The sequence below is a fragment of the Streptomyces sp. NPDC041968 genome, assembly GCF_055589025.1.
Window position 1 is genome coordinate 41,570 of the sequence record NZ_JBVJCB010000019.1, and the last position, 19,343, is coordinate 60,912.

Consider the following 19,343-nt stretch of genomic DNA (forward strand, 5'->3'; position numbering starts at 1 on the left):
GCTGCATGAGTCGCTACCTGTCCGACCTGACGACGACCGCCGCGCCCCTGATGGAGAACGGCCCCGGGGTGCCCGCCCTGCTCGTGGCCTCGGTGGCGGCCCTGGCCGCCACGGCGGGCGTCCGCACCTGGCGGTCAAGGCGCCACGGGCACGCCCCGCCGCCGGACGATACCGGCGCCCGGCGGCCGTCCGCGGCACGGCCGGCCGGGTCGCCGGAGACCGGGACCACGTCCGCCCCCGACGGCGGCTCCGGGGCCCGGGCCACGGACAGCGCGTTGTGGCGGATGCGGACGACGGTGCGGGACGCCCCCGGATCGCTGGCCCGGTTGTGCGCGGCCCTCGCCGGCCGGCGGATCGACATCCTCAGCCTGCAGACGCACCCGCTGGCCGACGGCACGGTGGACGAGTTCCTGCTCCGCGCCCCGGGCGAGCTGACCGGCACGGAGCTGTCCGGCCTGGTGTCGGCGGCCGGCGGAACCGGGACCTGGACCGAACGGGCGGACGCGCACGACCTGGTGGACGCGCCGGCCCGGATACTGGGGCTGGCCACCCGCACCGCCCTGGACACCGCGGAACTCCCGCTCGCGCTACGGCAGTTGCTGGGCCGCTGCACCATCCGGTCGCTGCCCGCGCCGCTCGGGGGACGCCCTTCGGAGGAGGTGCCACCGGAAGGCGTACTGGAGGACACCGTGCTGCGGCTGCGCGCGCCGGAGGGCGGGACGATCAGCGTGGAGCGGCCGTACCTGCCGTTCACGCCCGCCGAGTTCGCCCGGGCCCGGGCACTGGTGGAGCTGGACGCCCGGCTCGGTCCGCGGGTCCCGCGCGGCCGGGACGTACTGACGCTGCCCGAGGGGAGCGACATCACGGTCCGCCGCGCCCACCCGCGTGACCTGGCGGCGGCGAAGGCGATGCACGAGCGGTGCTCGGCCACGACCGTCGGGATGCGGTACCACGGGCCGGTCGGTGACGCCGACCGGTATCTGACCCACCTGCTCAGCCCGCGCTTCGGCCGGACGCTCGCCGTGCAGACCGCCTCGGGGCGGATCGTCGCGCTGGGACACCTGCTGTGGGACGGGGACGAGACGGAGGTCGCGCTGCTCGTGGAGGACGCGTGGCAGCGCAGGGGCATCGGCGGTGAGCTGCTCCGCCGGCTCGTGGCGATGGCCGCGGAGACCGGCTGCGAGAGCGTGTACGCCGTGACGCAGGCGTCCAACACCGGCATGGTCGCCGCCATGCGGGGCCTGGGCCTCCCCCTCGACTACCAGATCGAGGAGGGGACCCTCGTCGTCACGGCCCGCCTGGACGCCGCGGCCCGGGCGGCGGCGCGGCTGCCCCACGGGGAGCGGATCGGCCGGGAGTGAGCGGGCAAAGGCGCGCCCCCGTGGTCACTCGGCCCGTGCCAGCGCCTCCCGCGGCGGGATCGCCTCGGCCACCCGCTCCCCCAGCGCGTGGTCCAGGTCGGCCCACAGGTCGTCCACGTCCTCCAGGCCGACCGACAGTCGCAGCAGCCGGTCCCCCACCCCGGCGTCCCGGCGGTCGTCGGCGTCGACGATGCGGTGGCTGATGGACGCCGGGTGCTGGATCAGCGTGTCGACGCTGCCGAGGCTCACCGCCGGGGTGATCAGACGGACCCGGGCGATGACCTCGTGCGGGTCGCCGTGGATCTCGAAGGAGACCATCGCGCCGCCGATCCGCGGGTAGTGGACGCGGGTCACGCGCGGGTCGGCGGCAAGCCGCTCGACCAGGACGGCGGCGTTGGCGGAGGCGGCCCGTACCCGCACGGGCAGGGTGGACAGCCCGCGCAGCAGGAGGTATCCGGCCAGCGGGTGCAGAACGCCCCCCGTGGCGAACCGCACCTGCCGCAGCCGGCCGGCGAACTCCTCGTCGCAGGCCACGACACCGGCCAGCACGTCCCCGTGCCCGCCGAGGTACTTGGTGGCGCTGTGCAGCACCAGCCGGGCGCCCTGCTCGGCGGGGCGCTGCAGGACGGGCGTGGCGAAGGTGTTGTCCACGAGCAGTGGCACCGAGCCACAGGCGTGGGCGACGGCCCGCAGGTCCACCTCGGCCAGGGTGGGATTGGCGGGCGACTCCACGAGCACCAGACCGGTGTCCGGACGCAGCGCGTCGGCGATGCCCGCCGGGTCGGTCCAGGTGACCTCCGACCCCAGCAGGCCGGCGGTCAGCAGGTGGTCGCTGCAGCCGTACAGGGGCCGTACGGCCACGACGTGCCGCAGTCCCATCGAGGCGCGGACCAGCAGGACCGCGGTCAGCGCGGCCATCCCGCTGGCGAAGGCGACGGCGGCCTCGGTGCCCTCCAGCCGGGCCAGCGCCGTCTCGAAACGGGCGACGGTGGGGTTGCCGAGACGGCCGTAGACCGGCGGGCCCTGCGGGTCGGCGCCGGTGGTGGCGAACGCGTCGATGCGGGCCGCCTCACCGCGGCTGTCGTACGACGGGTAGGTCGTGGACAGGTCGATGGGCGGGGCGTGCAGTCCCCGGCCCGCGAGGTCGTCGCGGCCGGCGTGCACCGCCTCGGTGGCCAGTGCCCTGCCCGGGTGCGGGGCGGTGCGTACGTCGTGGGGTGATGACGTGGGCGTGCGCGCGGAGTCCATGGGCGCAAGGGTGAACACCGAACGGGCCTGCCGGGCCGGTGACCGTGCTACGTTCGGCACATGACCGAGTCCGTCGTACTGGATCCGGTTGATCTCCAGCTGCTGCGGCTGCTGCAGAACGACGCCCGGACCACCTACCGCGACCTCGCCGCCCAGGTCGGCGTGGCCCCGTCGACCTGCCTGGACCGGGTGGTCAGGCTGCGGCGGGCCGGAGTGATCCTCGGCCACCGGCTCGAACTGGACCCGGCGAAGCTGGGGCGCGGGCTCCAGGCGCTGCTGTCGGTGCAGGTGCGCCCGCACCGGCGGGAGCTGGTGGGCCCGTTCGTGGACCGGATCAGGGCCCTTCCGGAGTCGCGCACCGTCTTCCATCTCACCGGTCCCGACGACTACCTGGTCCATGTCGCGGTCGCCGACATGTCGGATCTCCAGCGGCTGGTCCTGGACGAGTTCACGTCCCGCCGGGAAGTGGCCCGGGTCGAGACGCGGCTGATCTTCCAGCAGTGGGAGTGCGGCCCCCTGCTGCCGCCCTCCGCGCCCCCGGCCACGCCCTGAGCGAAATCCGGCCGCCCGCGCCACCGGGCCTGCCGGAGCGGGCTGACGCGGCACCGGTATCCGTACGAGGATGTCCGCATGTCAGAGACCAAGAGCCCGCTGCCCCGCGAGGTCGCCGACGCCTACGTCGACGACCTCATCGCCCTCGACCCGGTCACCGGTACGTACCTCGGCGTGCAGGAGAGTTCCCGTCGTCTGCCCGATCTCTCGCCCGCGGGGCAGGAAGCTCTCGCGGAGCTGGCGCGGACCACGCTCGCCCGGCTGGACGAGGCGGAGCGCCGGCCCGGCGGGGACAGCGACGTGGAGCGGCGCTGCGCCCGGCTGCTGCGCGAGCGCCTCACCGCCGAACTCGCCGTGCACGAGGCGGAGGAGGGCCTGCGCTCGGTCGGCAACCTGGGCACCGCCGTGCACGGGGTGCGCGAGGTCTTCACGGTGACGCCGACGGGGACGGACGAGGACTGGGCCCGGATCGCCGAGCGGCTGCGCGCGGTGCCCGCGACGCTCGCGGGCTACCGCGAGTCCCTGTCGCTGGGCCTGGAGCGCAAGCTGTACGCCTCGCCGCGGCCGACCGCCACCTTCGTCGACCAGCTCGGCGAGTGGGCCGACACGGGGGAGGGCCGCGGCTGGTTCGAGGACTTCGCGTCCGCCGGTCCCGAGGCGCTGCGCGCGGAACTGGACGAGGCGGCCGGAGCCGCGACGGCGGCCGTGGTCCGGCTGCGGGACTGGATGCGCGAGGTGTACGCGCCGGCGATCGAGGGGGCCCCGGACACGGTCGGCCGCGAGCGCTACGCACGCTGGTCGCGCTACTACAACGGCACCGACCTGGACCTGGACGAGGCGTACGCGTACGGCTGGGCCGAGTACCACCGGCTGCTCGCCGAGATGAAGCAGGAGGCGGAGAAGATCCTGCCGGGCGCCGAGACGCCCTGGGTGGCGCTGGCGCACCTGGACGAGCACGGCAGGCACATCGAGGGCGTCGACGAGGTCCGCGCGTGGCTCCAGGGCCTGATGGACGAGGCGATCGAGTCGCTGGACGGCACCCACTTCGAACTCGCCGAGCGGGTGCGGAAGGTGGAGTCGCACATCGCCCCGCCGGGCAGCGCCGCGGCCCCCTACTACACGCCTCCGTCGGAGGACTTCTCGCGCCCCGGCCGCACCTGGCTGCCGACGATGGGCCTGACCCGCTTCCCCGTCTACGACCTGGTCTCCACCTGGTACCACGAGGGCGTCCCCGGCCATCACCTCCAGCTCGCCCAGTGGGCGCACGTCGCCGAGGACCTCTCGCGCTACCAGGCCTCGGTCGGCATGGTCAGCGCCAACGCCGAGGGCTGGGCGCTGTACGCGGAGCGGCTGATGGACGAGCTGGGCTTCCTCACGGACGCCGAGCAGCGCCTCGGCTACCTGGACGCGCAGATGATGCGGGCCGCCCGGGTCATCGTGGACATCGGCATGCACCTGGAGCTGGAGATCCCGGCCGACTCGCCGTTCCACCCGGGCGAGCGCTGGACGCCGGAGCTGGCCCAGGAGTTCTTCGGCGCGCACAGCAGCCGCCCGGCGGACTTCGTGGAGAGCGAGCTGACCCGGTACCTGACGATCCCGGGCCAGGCGATCGGCTACAAGCTCGGTGAGCGGGCGTGGCTGCTGGGCCGGGAGAAGGCGCGCGCGCGGCACGGTGCCTCCTTCGACCTCAAGGCCTGGCACATGGCCGCCCTCTCCCAGGGCTCGCTGGGGCTGGACGACCTGGTGGACGAGCTGTCCCGGCTCTGAGCACGCCGGCACCGGCTCACCGCCGGAAGCCGCCCTCCGAGTCGATGACCTGACCGGTCACCCACTCCGCCTCGTCCGTGGCGAGCCACGCGACGAGGCGGGCCGGGTCGTCGGGCATGCCCCACCGTCCGGCGGGGAAGAGCGCGGCGATGGCCTCGTAGTCCTCGCCGGTCATGTAGCCGGTGTCCACGGGGCCCGGGTTGACGGCGTTCACGGTGACGGCTTGCTCGGCGAGCGCCGTCGACAGGGAGCGTGTGACGGAGGCTAGGGCGCCCTTCTGCAGGGCGTAGGCGATCTCGCCGGGCATGCCGCCCGCGATGTCCTGGCCGGAGGTCATCAGCACGACGCGTCCGCCGGGCGTGCGGGGCGGCAGTTCGGCGCGCAGCCGGGCGAAGGCCTGGACGAGCAGCAGCACCGAGCGGGTGTCGACCCGCCAGTGCGCGTCGAGCATGGCGGCGTCGATGGTGTCGAGGGTGCCGTCGGAGCCGCTGAGCGCGTGGTTGGCGACCAGGATGTCCAGCCTCCCGCCGAGCGCCCCGGCGGCGGCGGCGAGGAGTTCGCCCGGCGCCTCGGGGTCGGAGAGGTCGCCGGGGCCGGCGACGACGGCGGCGTCCGGGTCGCCGAGTGCGGCACGTACGGAGGCGACCACCTCCTCGGGCCGGTCGGCGCCCCAGGGCATGGCGGCGTCGTGCGGGACGTGGTGGTGCAGGTAGACGCTTGCTCCGTACGCGGCGAGCCGCCGGGCCACGGCGTGACCGATGCCGCGGCGTCGGCTGGCTCCGGTGACGAGGGCGGTCCGGCCGCGCAGGGGCAGGGGGTCGCGGCGCAGTTCTTCGGGGGTCGGCTGGGGAATTCGTGGCATGGGCAACCATGATGGGCGGTCCGCCACCGGCCCGCACGCCGATTTCGCTCCGCCGGCGCGGGCGGCCCTCCGGGGAGGTCATCGGTCGACTCCACCATCGACCACCCGCGTCGACTACCCGTCGAGCCGCCGCAGTTGCACGACGTTCAGCCAGGTCTCGGGGCCGGGGCGCACCTCGGCCGCGCGTACCGCGTAGCGGCCCGGTTCCAGGGCGACCCGCACGTGGTCGGCGCGCTCGCAGTCGGCGCCGGGCCACGCAGCGTCGAACAGCAGCACGGGGCCGGACACCCGCCAGGACACCTCGGCGTTCCACTCGGCGACGTCCAGGGCGGCGGGCACCCCGGCCAGGACCTCGGCCTCGGAGTCCGCGGCGCACCAGCGGACGAAGGCACCGTGTTCGGGCAGATACGCGGTGGAGGCGGGCTCCTCGCCCAGCACCAGGGCCGTGGCGTCGCCGACCGGGAGGAGCCCGACGTGGCCGTCGACCTCGCAGGCCCGGTCGTAGTCGGAGGCCGTCTCCTCGCCGTCGGCACCCGTCCAGAACGGCAGGACCGTCTCCGGGACCGCTATCAGCGGACCGCCGCCCGACTCGACCCACTCCACCGCGCCCGGCTCCGCGTATCGCACCATGCGGCAGAACCTACACGCCCGTCAGCAGCCGCAGTCGGCCGCGTCCACCGGGGAGGTCAGGGGGTCCACGGCGCGGCGCCCGGTGCCCTGCCACGTCTTGTGGGCGAAACCCTCACGCACCCAGTACTCGAATCCGCCGAGCATCTCCTTGACGCGGTAGCCGAGTTCGGCGAGGGCGAGGGCGGCGCGCTTCGCTCCGTCGCAACCGGGCCCCCAGCAGTACGTCACGACCGGCACCGCGGGGTCGAGGAGCCGGGGGGCCTGCTCGGGGACGAGCGCGGTGGGCAGGTGGACGGCGCCGGGGACGTGGCCCTGGTCCCAGGACTCGGTGGAGCGGCAGTCCACGAGGACGAATCCCGGTTCGCCGTCGGCCGCGAGGGCGGCGGCCACGTCGGAGACGTCGGTGTGAAAGGCGAGGCTCGCCCGGAAGTAGGCGGCGGCCTCCGCGGACGGCGCGGGGGCGACGCGCAGGACGGGGTTGGCGGTGGTGGCGCTCATGCTCGGACCTCTCCTCGTCGGATCTCCTGGCCAGAAATCTAAGGTCCGCGAACGCCCCGCAGAAGGACACTTCCCCGGTGTACACGTTGCTCCGCCGGGGATTCCCTGCTATCCATCCGGGATGACCACGTATTCACCGGACGCCACCGACTGGCTCATCCTCGACGCCCTCCAGCGCAACGGGCGGGCCAGCTTCGCCGAACTCGCCCGTGCCGTCTCGATGTCCGCGAGCGCGGTGACCGAGCGGGTGCGCCGGCTGGAGGAGACCGGGGTGATCCAGGGGTACGCGGCGGTGGTGGACCCCGAACGGCTGGGGCTGCCGATCCTGGCGTTCGTGCGGTTGCGCTACCCGGTCGCCAACTACAAGCCGTTCCACGACCTGGTGGCCGTGACGCCCGAGATCCTGGAGGCCCATCACGTCACGGGGGACGACTGCTTCGTGATCAAGGTCGCGGCCCGTTCGATGCGGCACCTGGAGCAGGTCTCGGGCCGGATCAGCGCCCTCGGCTCGGTGACCACGAGCGTCGTCTACTCCTCGCCCCTCCCCCGCCGGCCCCTGGGCCGCTGAAGTCCGGCGGCCGTTGAAGGTCCGGCGGCCGCTCAGCCGGCGCCCCGCTGCCGCAACGCCGACCCCGACCGGCCCTTCACCACCTCCAGTTGGGCGTGGATCCGCCGCCGCAGGTCGGCGACGTGGCTGACGATGCCGACGCTGCGGTCCCGCTCGCGCAGGGAGTCGAGGACGTCGAGGACCTCGTCGAGGGTCTGGTCGTCGAGGCTCCCGAAACCCTCGTCGATGAAGAGGGTGTCGAGGCGCACACCGCCGGCCTCGTCGGTGACCACGTCGGCGAGGCCGAGGGCGAGGGCGAGCGAGGCGAAGAACGTCTCACCGCCGGACAGGGTGGCCGTGTCGCGTGCGCGTCCGGTCCAGGCGTCGACGACGTGCAGGCCGAGGCCGCTGCGGCCGCGCCCGGTGCGGTCGTCGGAGTGGACGAGGGTGTAGCGGCCCGAGGACATGCGCCCGAGCCGCGCGGTCGCCGCCGCGGCGACCTGCTCCAGCCGGGCGGCCAGCACGTAGGACTCCAGGCGCATCCGGCGTTCGTTGTCGGCCGAGGTGCCGGCGGCGAGGGTGGCGAGACGGGCCACGCGTCCGTGTTCCTCACGCAGCGGGAGCAGTCGGCGCACGGAGGCGGTGGCCTGCGTGGACAGGCGGTCCAGCTCGGCGCAGCGCCGGGCGGCGGCGTCCCGTCCCGAGGAGGCCTCGCGCAGCCGCCGGCCCGCGTCGGCGGCTGCGCGTTCCGCCGCAGGGAGGTCGGCGGGCGGGCGCCGGGCCGCGTCGGCGGTGTCGGCCTCGGCGAGGAGGGCGCGGACGGCGGAGTCCTCGGACTGCCAGGCGTCGAGCCGCCGTTGCAGGTCTCGGTGGGCGGCGTCGTCGAGGAGCGCGGCGGCGGCGTCCCGGGGAGTGTCGAAACCGGCGCGGAAGGCGGCGTCGGCGAGCCGGGCGTCGGCGTCCTTGAGCCGCTGGGCCGTGTCCTCGGCGACGCGGGCGGCCTCGGCGGCCTCGGTGAGCCGCTCGGCCCGGCGCTCCAGCTCCGTGACCCGCGCCGCCACGCTGTCCGCGGTCCCGCGGGCCCGGGTCAACTCCTCCTCCAGGGCGAGCCGCTCGCTCTCCAGTCGCTCCCGGTTGCCGACCCGCGAGGCGGCGCGGACGGCGGCCTGCTGCTGGGCGGCGACCCGCTGCTCCCGCTCCTCCCCGGCCCGGCGCAGCTCCTCCTGCGCGGCGTGCAGCCCAGAGGCGGTGGCCCGTGCCCGCGCGTACTGCCGCTCCAGTTCCTCGACCTCCTCCGCCAGCCGGGCGGTGGGCGCGTCCCCGGCCTCCGCGGTGGCCGCGGCCAGCGCCTCCCGTACGGTGCCCAGGCGTCGTTCGGCCTCGGCGCGCCGGTCGTCGGCCGCCTGGTAGGCGGCGAGGGCCTCCTCCTCCGCCTCCCGGTCGACGTGCCCGACGACCTTGCGGGCGGGGGCGGGGTGTTCGGTGGCGCCGCACACCGCGCACGGTGCGCCGTCGGTGAGACCCGCGGCGAGTTCGGCCGCTATGCCCTCCAGCCGCTGCTCCTTGAGGTCGAGCCAGTGGGCGCGGGCCGCGACGGCCCGTTCGGCCGAGTCCAGCGCCCGGCGCCCGGCCTCGTCGGTGTCACCGGCGAACTGGTCCCGCTGCCGGGCCGCGTTCAGCCGGCGCCGGGCCGGGTCGCGCTGGACGGCGAGCTGCTCGGCGCGGGCCGCCGCCTCCTGCGCCAGGTCGAGGCGGCTCTGCAGTCCGGTGCGCGTGGCCTCCCAGCCGGCGAGCCAGGTCTCCGCCTCGTGCAGGACGTCCTCGTCGGCGCGTTCCTGGCGCTCCAGCCGGGTCCGCTCCTCGGTCAGTTCGGCGAGGCGCTGCTCGGCTCGGCGTGCCGATTCCAGCCCGCCCAGTTCCTCGGCCGTCCGGCGGGCGGCGGCGGCCAGGCCGGCGGCGCCCGCGTCGGCGAGGGCCTCCGGCAGCAGGGCGCGCGCCCGTGCCTCGGCGGCCGTCGCCCGGCGGTGTTCGCTGTCCGTGCCGTCCCTCAGCTCCAGTGCGGGGGCCACGGTTTCGGCCTTGCGGCCCCGCTCCATACGCTCCTGGGCGGCGCGGTGGGCGTCGGCCCGCTCCGCGAGCCGTGCGGCCCGCTCCCGCGCCTCGGCGGACCTCAGCTGGAGCCGGTGCAGGTCCCGGGCCTCGGCCAGGTCGCGCTCGGCGGCTGCCTGCGCGGACTCGGTCGCCGCGAGCCGGCCCTCGGCGATGTCGAGCAGCTCCCGGGCCGTGCTGCGGGCGACCGCGGCGGCCCCCAGCACGGCCTCGGCCAGGCCCGGCTCCCCCGGCGCCAGCTCCGGCAGTTCCATGGCGTCGCCGGCGGCCTGCTGCATCCGGTGCGCGTCGGCCAGCAGGGCCGCGTCCCCCTCGCGCACCTGGGCCTCGGCGGCGCGGCGCCTCTCGGCCAGGTGCTTCTCGACCTCGGCGAAGCGCCGGGTGTCGAAGAGCCGGCCGAGCAGCTTGCCGCGCGCTTCCGCGTCGGCGCGCAGGAAGCGCGCGAAGTCGCCCTGGGGCAGCAGCACGACCTGGCAGAACTGCTCGCGGCTCATGCCGAGCAGCTGGGTGATCTCCTCTCCGATCTCCTGGTGCGAGCGGCTGAGGTCCTTCCAGGCCCCGGCGCCCGCGTCGTACTCGCGCAGCCAGGTCTGGGCCTTGTCGACGGTGGTGCCCTTGCCGCGCAGCTTCGGACGCTCCCAGGGCGGCTGCCGGGTGACCTCCAGCCGCCGGCCGGCGACGGTGAGTTCGAGGCGCACCTCGGTGCGTGTGCCGACGGCGGCGTGGTCGCTGCGCAGGGTCGCGCCCTGGCCGCTCTGGCGGGCGCCGGGCACCGACCCGTACAGCGCGTAGCACACGGCGTCGAGGACGGAGGTCTTGCCGGCGCCGGTCGGGCCGTGCAGCAGGAAGATCCCGGCCGCCGACAGCTCGTCGAAGTCGACGCTCTGCGAGGCGCCGAAGGGCCCGAACGCGGTGATGTCCAGTCGGTGCAGCCTCACCGGGCCACCTCCCGGACGGTCTCGTCCGCGCGCACCGCGTCGAAGGCGTCCCGCAGCACGGTCCGTTCGTGGCGGTCTGGTCCCGCGCCCCGTACGTGCGTCACGAAGTCCTCCGCGATCTGCTGGTCGTCGCGGCCGGCGAGACGCCGCGCGTAGGAGACGGCCGGGTCCTCCGGGCCCCGCTCGGGGTCGAAGACGAGACTCAGGGTGTGCGGGAAGCGGCCGGTGAGTCTGGCCATGGGGTCGGCCGGGCGGACCGGGTCGGTGAGGGTCGCCTCGACCCACGCCTCCTCGTGCGGGGTCAGCCCGGGGTCGGCGAGCAGCTCCTCCAGGGTGCCCCGCAGGCGGGCCAGCGCGCGCGGCACGGGGCAGTCGAGGCGCTCGGCGGTGACCGAGCCGTCGGCGTCGAGGTCGACGAGCCACATGCTCTTGCGGTGCGTGGCCTCGGAGAAGGAGTACGGCAGCGGGGAGCCGGAGTAGCGCACGCGCTCGGTGAGGGTCTGGCAGCCGTGCAGGTGCCCGAGTGCCACGTAGTCGACGCCGTCGAAGACCCCGCTGGGCACGGCGGCCACTCCGCCGACGGTGATGTCCCGCTCGCTGTCGCTCTGTTCGCCGCCGGTGACGAAGGCGTGGGCGAGGACGACGGACCGCGTCCCCCGCGCGCGCGTGGCGAGGTCGGCGCGGACCCGGTCCATGGCCGCGGCGAGCACCGCCTCGTGCCCCGCCTTCTCCACCCCGAACGCGGCCTTCACGAGGGCGGGCTCCAGGTACGGCAGTCCGTAGAAGGCCACCTCGCCGTGCGCGTCCGCCAGCAGCACCGGGGTCCCGCAGCCCGCGGGGTCGGTGCGCAGGTGGATGCCGGCACGGTCGATGAGTCCGGCGCCGACGCCGAGGCGGCGGGCCGAGTCGTGGTTGCCCGAGATCATCACCGTCGGCACCCCGAGGTCGGCGAGGCGGTGCAGGGCGTCGTCGAAGAGCTCGACCGCGGCGAGCGGCGGCACCGCCCGGTCGTACACGTCTCCCGACACGACCACGGCGTCGACGGCGTGCTCGCGCACGGTCGCGACGAGGTGGCCGATGAAGCCGGCCTGGGCGTCGAGCATGTTCACGCGGTGGAACGCCCGGCCCAGATGCCAGTCGGAAGTGTGCAGCAGTCGCATGATCCCCGAGGTTAACGGCAGGGTCCGACAGCCCGGGGGGTTACTCCCGTTTCGCCCCTCACACCGCCCCGCAAAAGGCCGTTACGACCCTCTTGTCCGTTGTCGGTTGCTCCGGCCCTACGCGTCGCCGTACGCCTCGCCGCCCAGGGCGAAGCCGGCCGAGCCCGCGGTGGCGTCCGCGAGCCAGGACCGGAAGGCGTCCACCTCGGCCTCCGGCAGGCCGACCTCGATGGTGACGGCCTCGGCGTACCGCACCTCGCGTACCGCGCGTCCCGCCGCGTGCAGGTCGTTCTGGAGCTTTCCGGCGCGTTGGTGGTCGACCGTCACCGTGGCCAGCCGGAACCGGCGGCGGGTGAGCGTGCCGAGGTCGTCCAGAGCCTCGCCGACCGCACCCCCGTAGGCGCGGATGAGGCCGCCCGCCCCGAGCTTGACCCCGCCGTAGTACCGGGTGACGACGGCGACGACGTACCGCATGTCGCGGCGCAGCAGCATCTGGAGCATCGGTACGCCGGCCGTCCCGCCGGGCTCGCCGTCGTCGCTGGCCTTCTGGACGGCCGCGTCGGCTCCGATGACGTAGGCCCAGCAGTTGTGGGAGGCGTCCGCGTGCTCCTTGCGCACGCCGGCGACGAACGCCTGGGCCTCCTGCTCGGTGGCGGCCGGGGCGAGGGCGCACAGGAAGCGGGAGCGGTTGATCTCTGTCTCGTGCACACCCGCGCGGGCGACCGTGCGGTACTCGTCCTGCATTCCGCCAGCCTATGCGCTCACCGGCGCCCGCCCCTCGCCACGGTCGGCCCGGGCCGGGGGCGGGCGGTCACTGCGGGGCTCCGACGTCGCGGGCGAGGTGGAGTCCCAGGAAGCGGTCGGCGTAGGCGTAGGTCTCGAAACGGGCCCCGTCCGGAAGGTCCGGGTCCTCCTCCACGCGGCGCAGGACCCGCAGGACGGCGGGTGCGTCCAGGTCGTCCTCCCAGGCGTCCCGCAGCCGGTCGCGCACCTCGCCCGGCACGGGGCGCGAGGGCTGCCGCGCCCAGCGGGCGACCGCGCGGCGCCAGCGTGCGAGCGTGTCCCGGGCCTCGTCCACCGCGGCCGCGCCGAGTTCCACGCGCGCGTGGTGGTGCCGCGACAGCAGGGCGAGGCGCAGGGCGTCGGGGTCGGCGAGGTCGGGTGCGGCCGGCTCCACCGGGGCGACGGCGAGTGTCGTGCCGGTCGTCGCGTCATCGGCAGCGGCGTGACCCTCGGACATCACGTGCACGGTCTGCCCGGCGCCCGGGCCGGAGCCGGCGGTGCCGCCGGCCTCGAAGGGACGGATGCCGAGGGCGGCCGCGTGAGCCCGCAGCCGTGCCCCGTCCTCCTCGCCCGCCGGACCGGACAGCACGGCCCACGCGGGCGTGCCGTCGAGTTCCAGGGCGCGGATCAGCAGATCGGCGACGAGCAGGACGCGCAGCCCGGCCGGGTCACGGGCCGGCACGTGCGCCTGGACCCGGGTCGGGCCCCGGCGCACGGGAGCGGCGGGGGCGGGTTCCTCGGTCCGGGCGTCGATGATGTGCAGCACGGGGTGAGCGTAGGCGGGGCGGGGGCGGGACGCACCAGGGGCGCGCTCGCGGTCGCTGCCCCACCGCGGCCGAGGAGTCGGCGCGCCTCGCTCCGGAACGCGCGCGCCGCAGGGGAGGAGCGCGCGCCGCGAGAGGCAACGCCTCCCCACGGGTGACCCGCACCGGACGGGGAATCCCGTCGGGCCGCCCACCGTTGTCCTCACCGGAAGGCGCGACACGCGGGTCGTCCAGAGTCCGAGGAGGCCGCCGGTGCACGGCGACGAGGCAACCGTCCGCAAGATCCTCACCGAGTCGGGTGACACCTGGGCCGTGGTGGGCCTGTCGTCCAACCGGCAGCGCGCGGCGTACGGCGTCGCCGAGGTGCTCCAGCGCTTCGGCAAGCGGGTCGTGCCCGTGCACCCCAAGGCGGAGACCGTGCACGGCGAGCGGGGGTACGCCTCCCTCGCGGACATCCCCTTCGACGTGGACGTCGTCGACGTCTTCGTCAACAGCGACCTGGCCGGGGCGGTGGCCGACGAGGCGGTGACGAAGGGAGCCCGCGCGGTCTGGTTCCAGCTCGGGGTGCTCGACGAGGCCGCGTACGAGCGGACCCGAGCGGCGGGCCTGGACATGGTGATGGACCGCTGCCCGGCCATCGAGATCCCGCGGCTCGGCTGATCCGGCGGACCGCCCCCGCCGGGCGGTCACCGAGATGACCAGGGCGCGCCGGCCACCGGTGCCCCGGGCGAGCGCGGCGCCCGCGAGGAGCGCGAAGCCCGGTGCGTCCTCGGCGCCGGGCGCCGCCCGTGCGGTTCCCGCAGGCCGCACGCCGCGGACATACTGTTCGAGTGACCGCAGCCTCTCCCCCGGCCGGCTCCGGGGCTCCGCAGCGCTTTCCGGTCGTCGTCGTGGGCGCGGGGCCGGCCGGCCTCACCGTCGGCAACATCCTGCGCGCCGCGGGCGTCGACTGCCTGGTCCTGGAGACCGAGACCCGCGAGTTCATCGAGCGCCGGCCCAGGGCCGGGGTCATCGAGGAGTGGGCCGTACGCGGGCTGGAACGGCGCGGACTGGCGCGGACCCTGCTGGAGCGGGCGCAGGCGCACACCGAGTGCGAGTTCCGCTTCGGCGGGGAGCGCCACCGGTTCGGGTACACCGGGCTGACCGGCCGGCACCACTTCATCTATCCGCAGCAGTTCCTCGTCACGGACCTGGTCCGGGAGTACGCGGACGTGCGGGGCGGGGAGATCCGTTTCGGCGTCCGGGACGTCCGTCTGCACGGTCCGGAATCCGACCTGCCGTCGGTGTCGTACCGGTGTCCCGAGACCGGTGAACGGCGCACCGTGGAGGCCTCCTTCGTCGCGGGATGCGACGGCGCGCGCGGGGTGAGCCGGGCGGCGCTGCCGTCCGGGCGGGTCCGGGTCGCACGCCACGACTACGGCGTCGGCTGGCTGGCGCTCCTGGCCGAGGCGCCGCCGTCCGCCGACTGCGTCGTCTTCGGCGTGCACCCGCGCGGATTCGCCGGCCACATGGCGCGCAGCCCCGAGGTGACCCGCTACTACCTCCAGCGCCCACCGGGCGACGACCCGGCGAACTGGCCGCACGAGCGGGTCTGGACGGAGCTCGGGGAACGGCTCGGCGCGGTCGGCGCGCCGCCGCTCAAGGAGGGACGCCTGATCGAGAAGCGGGTCCTGGACATGCACGGCTACGTCGTCGAGCCCATGGCCCTCGGTCGCCTCTTCCTGGCCGGGGACGCGGCCCACCTCACCGCGCCGATCGCCGCCAAGGGGCTGAACCTCGGCACGACGCCTTCCTGCTCGGCGACGGGCTGGTCGAGCACCTCGCGCGGGGCGACGACACGGGTCTGTCCGGCTACTCGGCCGCCTGCCTCACCCGGGTGTGGGACTACCAGGAGTTCTCGCAGTGGCTCGCGGAGCTGTACCACGGCACGGCGTCGGGCGATCCGCACCGGGCGGGCACCGCGCTGGCCCGCCTCCGGCGCCTGTTCGACTCGCCCGTCGCGGCGGCGGCGTTCGCCGAGCTGTACGTCGGCGCCCGGACCACCGGCTGAGTCCGACCGTCACGCGCGGCGCGCCCCGCGCCCGCTCAGGCGACGCCGAGCCCCTCCAGGACCGCGGCGCCCGGCAGTTCGGCGAAGGCCTTGCCCGGCACCAGCAGCTTGCCGCGCCGCCGTCCGCTGCCGACGAGGACGTACGGCAGGTCGACGACGGCCGGGTCCACCAGCACGGGCCAGTCCCCGGGCAGCCCGACCGGGGTGATGCCGCCGTACTCCATGCCGGTTTCCCCCGTCGCCGTGTCCATCGGGGCGAACGAGGCCTTGCGGGCCCCGAGGTGGCGGCGTACGGCCCCGTTGACGTCGACCCGGGTGGTGGACAGGACCACGCAGGCGGCCAGGGTGCTGCCGCCACCCCGCTTGCCGGTGACGACCACGCAGTTCGCGGACTGTTCGAGCAGCTCCCGGCCGTAGTGCTCGACGAAGACGGCGGTGTCGGCCCATCGCGGGTCGGTGTCGACGTAGAGGATCTGGTCGGCGGGGGTGCTGCCGCGCCAGTGGCGTACGGCGTCGGCGACCGGGCGGGTCAGCTCGTCGAGGCAGTCCGGGGCGGGTGTGGCGCTGTCGAAGTTCCCGATGGGTGCGTGCATGGCGGCACGCTAGCAACGGCGGGCGGTGCGGCGGACGGCCGTCTCAGCGGACGGGCGGCACCGAGACCGCCATGGTCATCTCCATCGGCCCGTCGCCCTCGTTTCCGTACGTGTGCGGGGTGTCCGACTCGAAGGAGGCGCTGGCACCCGTCGGCACGCGGTGTGCCACCCCGTCGACGGTGAGGGTCAGTTCCCCGGCCGTGACGTGCACGAGTTCGACCGTGCCGGTGGGGTGCGGGTCGGACGGGCTGCTCTCGCCCGGCATGAGCCGCCACTCCCACATCTCCAGCGGGCCGGGCGCCTCCACGCCGGCGAGCAGCCGGCTGAAACTGCCGGCGTCGGTGTGCCAGAGCCGGATCGCCTGCTCCGCGGGGACGACGCGGACCGTGGGCCCCTGTTCCCGGTCGAGCAGCGTGGTGATGCTGATGCCGAGAGCGTCACCGATCTTCACCACCGTGCCGAGGCTGGGGTTGGTGCGGGCCTGCTCGATCTGGATGAGCATGCCGCGACTGACGCCGGACCGGGCGGCGAGCGTCTCCAGGGTGAAGCCGCGCTCGCCGCGCCAGCGCTTGACGTTGCGCGCCAGGGACTGGGTCAGCAGGTCGAGGTCGGCCACGTTCCGTCCAGGTTGTTGTCCACTGTTCTCGGGTGTCGCGGTGCGGTCGGGGACTACGGTCGGATGCACCCGAACGTTCACCGAACTGTACTGCGCGGCGACGGCGACCGGCCGGGGCGGCGAACGCTCAGCCCTCGGCGGCCGGTTCCGCGACCCTGCCCGCCGACCCGGCCCGGTCGTCCAGCTCGGCGAGGCGTGCCACCGCCTCGTCGTCCAGCCGCGACAGGGCGCGCAGCTCTCCCGGCGTGACCCCGTCGGGGATCGGCACCGGGGCCGGCGTGCGCAGTGGCGGCTGCCAGCCCTCCTCGGGCGTCCAGCGCCGTACGACACGCGCGGGCGCGCCCGCCACCACGGAGTGGTCGGGCACCGCGCCCCGGACCACGGCTCCGGCCGCGACCACCACGTTCCGTCCGATCCGCGCGCCGGGCAGGATCACCGCGCCGGTGCCGACCCAGCAGCCGGGGCCGATCTCCACCGGGTCCATCCTGGGCCACTGCTTGCCGATGGGCTGGTGCGGATCGTCGTAGGAGTGGTTGGTGGACGTGACGTAGACGTACGGGCCGAAGTAGCAGTCGCTGCCGATACTGACCGTGGTGTCCGCGATGACGTGGCTGCCGCGCCCGAGGACGACCCCGTCGCCGATGCGCAGGATCGGCTCGGGTCCGAGGTCCAGGTCCGGCATCAGGCCGGCGGTCAGGGTGACCTGCTCGCCGATGATGCAGTGGGCGCCCACGTGGATCCAGGGCTCGCCGAAGATTGTGCCGAGCGGGAAGGCCAGCCTGGTGCCCGTGCCCAGGGCGCCGAAGCGGAAGCGGCCGGGGTGCGCCGCGGTGACGGAGCCGGTGCGCTGCACCCAGGCCCAGCCCGCGTGGACGGCCCGCTGCGCGAGGCGGCTTCGCCAGGACGGATACGTGTTCTTGCGCTTCGGCACCCGCTCACGGTAGTGGGCGTGCGGTGCGGGCACGGAGCGGGAGTGCTGTGATCTTCACCCCACCGGGTGGCGTACGGTGCCGTACATCACCCGAGCAGGAGGCGATGATGACGCAGAAGGCGCTGATCACTGGCATCGGTGACAGGGAGCCGAAGGTGGACGCGGAGGCCTTCGTGGCGCCGACGTCCTCGGTCGTGGGGGACGTGACGCTGCACGCGGGGGCGAGCGTCTGGTACGGGGCGGTGCTGCGCGGCGACGTCGAGCGGATCTCCGTCGGCGCGAGCAGCAACATCCAGGACAACTGCACGCTCCACGCCGACCCGGGCTTCCCCGTCACCGTCGGTGAGCGGGTCTCCGTCGGGCACAACGCCGTGGTGCACGGGGCGACCGTCGAGGACGACTGCCTGATCGGCATGGGCGCCACGGTCCTCAACGGCGCGGTGATCGGCGCCGGTTCGCTGGTCGCGGCCCAGGCCCTGGTCCCGCAGGGGATGCGGGTGCCCCCGGGTTCACTGGTCGCGGGGGTGCCGGCGAAGGTGAGGCGGGAGCTGACGGAGGAGGAGCGCCAGGGGGTCACGCTGAACGGCACCATGTACGCGGCCCTCGCCGTGGAGCACCGGGCCGCGGTGGGAGAGCGCTCGTAGCGGAGGTCCCTCGGCCGGGCCCCGCACGGCGGACCGGCGCGGACCGCGCCCCGCGGCGCGCACCGCTGCTCGCCGGGCTCTCCGGGGCGCGCCGCTACTCGGCGGTGGCGAGCGGCTGCGCCCTCTTCGCCTTCCTCTTCAGGACCAGCATCGAGGTCACGCCGATGGCCACGGCGAGCACCAGGCCCAGCCAGGAGAACCGCTTGAGCCAGGACTCGGCGACGACGCCGACGTAGTAGATGACCGCGGTGGTGCCGCCCGCCCAGACGATGCCGCCGAGGACGTTGGCGATCAGGAACTTCCAGTACGGCATCCGCAGCACACCGGCCAGCGGGCCGGCGAAGATGCGCAGCAGGGCGACGAAGCGGCCGAAGAAGACGGCCCACATGCCCCACTTCTGGAAGGAGCGCTCGGCGGTGGCGATGTGCCCCTCGCTGAAGTGCCTGGGGAACCTGCGGCCCAGCCGGGCCAGCAGTGGCCGGCCGCCCTTGCGGCCGATGGCGTACCCGACGGAGTCGCCGATCACCGCGCCCGCGCTGGCGCAGACCCCGAGGACCAGCGGGTCCACGCCGCCGTGCTGGGACGACAGCAGGGCCGCCGAGACCAGGATGATCTCGCCCGGCAACGGGATGCCCAGGCTCTCCAGACCGATGACGAGTCCGACCACGGCGTACACGGCCGCCGCGGGCACCGTGTCGAGCCACTCCTGGACGTGCAAGGCCACACCCTCCGCTTCGCATCCCTGCTGGGTCCCGGGTGGGCCTCGCGCCGCTTCCCGGGTCGCCTCGATCGGGCGACCCGGGAAGCCTACCGGTTCACCGGGTGTCAGCCGTTGGGGCGCAGGGTCCAGATGACGGTCATCTCGCCGGTCACCGCGCCGTCCTCACGCTGGATGGCGACGCTCACCGGGAACTCCGGGCGGCTGCCCGCGTCCAGCTCCGCGACCACGTCGGCGACGGGGCGGCCCAGCGTCGCGGTGGCCTTGACGGGGCCGAGCGCGATCTTCTTGAAGGCGATCTCCGCAGTGACCGGCAGCGGCACCGCCCGGGAGAGCTGGTCCCCGAAGGCGGCCAGCACGATCGCGCCGCTCGCGGACTCGCCGAGCGTGAACATGGCTCCGGCGTGGGGTCCGCCGACGTGGTTGCGGTACTCGCTCTGGTCCGGCAGGGCCAGTACGGCCTTCTCCGGAGTGGTCTCCAGGTACTCGAGGTTCAGGGTCCTGACCATCGGCACCGTGGCGGCGAGCAACTCGCCGATCGACATCTGATCTGCGCTCATGGCAGCAGGTTA

The 19,343-nt window shown here is 74.9% G+C and carries 19 protein-coding genes and 1 pseudogene; 7 read left to right on the forward strand and 13 right to left on the reverse strand.

The window, feature by feature from the left end; genetic code table 11:
* Positions 1 to 5: 5 nt before the first annotated feature.
* Positions 6 to 1,361 (forward strand): GNAT family N-acetyltransferase, encoded by a 1,356-nt coding sequence (locus tag ACZ6EG_RS32920; protein WP_391969429.1) that lies wholly within the window; start codon positions 6 to 8, stop codon positions 1,359 to 1,361.
* Positions 1,362 to 1,385: 24 nt separating this feature from the next.
* On the opposite strand, the gene ACZ6EG_RS32925 is transcribed toward ACZ6EG_RS32920, so the two are convergent.
* On the reverse strand, positions 1,386 to 2,609 hold the full coding sequence (locus tag ACZ6EG_RS32925) for a trans-sulfuration enzyme family protein (RefSeq protein WP_469610147.1): 1,224 nt from the start codon (positions 2,607 to 2,609) through the stop codon (positions 1,386 to 1,388).
* 60 nt (positions 2,610 to 2,669) lie between these two features.
* Between ACZ6EG_RS32925 and ACZ6EG_RS32930 the strand changes: the two genes are divergently transcribed.
* Both ACZ6EG_RS32930 and ACZ6EG_RS32935 read left to right on the forward strand, forming a co-directional pair.
* Positions 2,670 to 3,161, forward strand: coding sequence for an Lrp/AsnC family transcriptional regulator (locus tag ACZ6EG_RS32930; protein ID WP_469610150.1), 492 nt, complete (start codon positions 2,670 to 2,672; stop codon positions 3,159 to 3,161).
* A 78-nt stretch (positions 3,162 to 3,239) separates the two neighbouring features.
* Positions 3,240 to 4,928 carry a DUF885 domain-containing protein gene (locus ACZ6EG_RS32935; protein ID WP_469610153.1) on the forward strand — a complete coding sequence of 563 codons (1,689 nt, stop codon included), beginning with the start codon at positions 3,240 to 3,242 and terminating at the stop codon, positions 4,926 to 4,928.
* Between the two features lie 16 nt (positions 4,929 to 4,944).
* Here ACZ6EG_RS32935 and ACZ6EG_RS32940 read toward each other — a convergent pair whose 3' ends face one another.
* The 3 genes from ACZ6EG_RS32940 to ACZ6EG_RS32950 form a co-directional block, all read right to left on the reverse strand.
* A complete protein-coding gene (locus ACZ6EG_RS32940) occupies positions 4,945 to 5,790 on the reverse strand; it encodes an SDR family oxidoreductase (RefSeq protein ID WP_469610156.1) in 846 nt (281 codons plus the stop codon).
* 114 nt (positions 5,791 to 5,904) lie between these two features.
* Positions 5,905 to 6,420, reverse strand: coding sequence for an immunity 21 family protein (locus tag ACZ6EG_RS32945; RefSeq protein ID WP_469610159.1), 516 nt, complete (start codon positions 6,418 to 6,420; stop codon positions 5,905 to 5,907).
* Positions 6,421 to 6,441: 21 nt separating this feature from the next.
* Entirely contained in the window at positions 6,442 to 6,918 is a 477-nt protein-coding gene (locus tag ACZ6EG_RS32950) for a rhodanese-like domain-containing protein (RefSeq protein WP_469610162.1), read from the reverse strand.
* A 121-nt stretch (positions 6,919 to 7,039) separates the two neighbouring features.
* On the opposite strand from ACZ6EG_RS32950, the gene ACZ6EG_RS32955 reads away from it, so the two are divergent.
* Positions 7,040 to 7,486, forward strand: coding sequence for an Lrp/AsnC family transcriptional regulator (locus ACZ6EG_RS32955; protein ID WP_063481504.1), 447 nt, complete (start codon positions 7,040 to 7,042; stop codon positions 7,484 to 7,486).
* 32 nt (positions 7,487 to 7,518) lie between these two features.
* Here ACZ6EG_RS32955 and ACZ6EG_RS32960 read toward each other — a convergent pair whose 3' ends face one another.
* From ACZ6EG_RS32960 to ACZ6EG_RS32975, 4 genes are all read right to left on the reverse strand, one after another.
* On the reverse strand, positions 7,519 to 10,512 hold the full coding sequence (locus tag ACZ6EG_RS32960; RefSeq protein WP_469610166.1) for an AAA family ATPase: 2,994 nt from the start codon (positions 10,510 to 10,512) through the stop codon (positions 7,519 to 7,521).
* The gene (locus ACZ6EG_RS32965; protein WP_391969437.1) at positions 10,509 to 11,672 is read right to left on the reverse strand and encodes an exonuclease SbcCD subunit D; all 1,164 of its coding nucleotides are present in this window, start codon (positions 11,670 to 11,672) and stop codon (positions 10,509 to 10,511) included. Before ACZ6EG_RS32965 ends, ACZ6EG_RS32960 begins: the two co-directional genes overlap by 4 nt.
* A gap of 117 nt (positions 11,673 to 11,789) precedes the next feature.
* The gene (locus tag ACZ6EG_RS32970) at positions 11,790 to 12,416 is read right to left on the reverse strand and encodes a YigZ family protein (RefSeq protein ID WP_391969438.1); all 627 of its coding nucleotides are present in this window, start codon (positions 12,414 to 12,416) and stop codon (positions 11,790 to 11,792) included.
* Between the two features lie 67 nt (positions 12,417 to 12,483).
* On the reverse strand, positions 12,484 to 13,221 hold the full coding sequence (locus ACZ6EG_RS32975; protein ID WP_469610171.1) for a hypothetical protein: 738 nt from the start codon (positions 13,219 to 13,221) through the stop codon (positions 12,484 to 12,486).
* Positions 13,222 to 13,471: 250 nt separating this feature from the next.
* On the opposite strand from ACZ6EG_RS32975, the gene ACZ6EG_RS32980 reads away from it, so the two are divergent.
* Complete coding sequence (locus ACZ6EG_RS32980; RefSeq protein WP_356606357.1) at positions 13,472 to 13,879, forward strand: CoA-binding protein; 408 nt, start codon at positions 13,472 to 13,474, stop codon at positions 13,877 to 13,879.
* A gap of 170 nt (positions 13,880 to 14,049) precedes the next feature.
* A pseudogene (locus ACZ6EG_RS32985) lies at positions 14,050 to 15,269 on the forward strand (4-hydroxybenzoate 3-monooxygenase).
* A gap of 35 nt (positions 15,270 to 15,304) precedes the next feature.
* Here ACZ6EG_RS32985 and ACZ6EG_RS32990 read toward each other — a convergent pair.
* From ACZ6EG_RS32990 to ACZ6EG_RS33000, 3 genes are all read right to left on the reverse strand, one after another.
* On the reverse strand, positions 15,305 to 15,862 hold the full coding sequence (locus ACZ6EG_RS32990; RefSeq protein WP_356606353.1) for a YbaK/EbsC family protein: 558 nt from the start codon (positions 15,860 to 15,862) through the stop codon (positions 15,305 to 15,307).
* 43 nt (positions 15,863 to 15,905) lie between these two features.
* Positions 15,906 to 16,478 (reverse strand): helix-turn-helix domain-containing protein, encoded by a 573-nt coding sequence (locus ACZ6EG_RS32995; RefSeq protein WP_391969441.1) that lies wholly within the window; start codon positions 16,476 to 16,478, stop codon positions 15,906 to 15,908.
* 127 nt (positions 16,479 to 16,605) lie between these two features.
* A complete protein-coding gene (locus ACZ6EG_RS33000) occupies positions 16,606 to 17,409 on the reverse strand; it encodes an acyltransferase (protein ID WP_391969442.1) in 804 nt (267 codons plus the stop codon).
* A gap of 107 nt (positions 17,410 to 17,516) precedes the next feature.
* On the opposite strand from ACZ6EG_RS33000, the gene ACZ6EG_RS33005 reads away from it, so the two are divergent.
* Positions 17,517 to 18,053, forward strand: coding sequence for a gamma carbonic anhydrase family protein (locus ACZ6EG_RS33005; protein WP_391969498.1), 537 nt, complete (start codon positions 17,517 to 17,519; stop codon positions 18,051 to 18,053).
* Between the two features lie 94 nt (positions 18,054 to 18,147).
* Here ACZ6EG_RS33005 and ACZ6EG_RS33010 read toward each other — a convergent pair whose 3' ends face one another.
* Positions 18,148 to 18,771, reverse strand: coding sequence for a DedA family protein (locus ACZ6EG_RS33010; protein WP_469610236.1), 624 nt, complete (start codon positions 18,769 to 18,771; stop codon positions 18,148 to 18,150).
* A 107-nt stretch (positions 18,772 to 18,878) separates the two neighbouring features.
* Positions 18,879 to 19,316, reverse strand: coding sequence for a DUF4442 domain-containing protein (locus tag ACZ6EG_RS33015; protein WP_356606913.1), 438 nt, complete (start codon positions 19,314 to 19,316; stop codon positions 18,879 to 18,881).
* Positions 19,317 to 19,343: the final 27 nt, after the last annotated feature.